Here is a 243-nt window from a genome sequence, read left to right as displayed (position 1 = left end):
CCATTGCTTGTTCATTTAATTTTTCTGGCGAAGTCCAATCTGGTTTCAAGATATGTAAATCATTAAAACAATCATTCCAATAATCCCCCATATCTCTTTTAAGTTCAATTTCTACACGCCATAAGTGTTCAGACATAACTTCAACATCTGCATTGTCTTTACGTTCTTGCTTTTTATTGTAAATTCTAATAAAAACAAATACCAAATTCAACCCCCCCTCTTTTGTTATATTAATTCTATTAA

The 243-nt window shown here is 30.5% G+C and carries 1 pseudogene; it reads right to left on the bottom strand.

Annotated features, from left to right (window positions below):
- A pseudogene (locus tag AWV70_RS22370) lies at positions 1-243 on the bottom strand (hypothetical protein); the annotation flags it as partial.

This window comes from Sporosarcina koreensis, assembly GCF_001531445.1.
Classification (GTDB): Bacteria; Bacillota; Bacilli; order Bacillales_A; family Planococcaceae; genus Sporosarcina; species Sporosarcina koreensis_C.
Note: the sequence above shows the minus strand (reverse complement) of the source record. Positions and strands in the feature narration are given on the sequence as shown.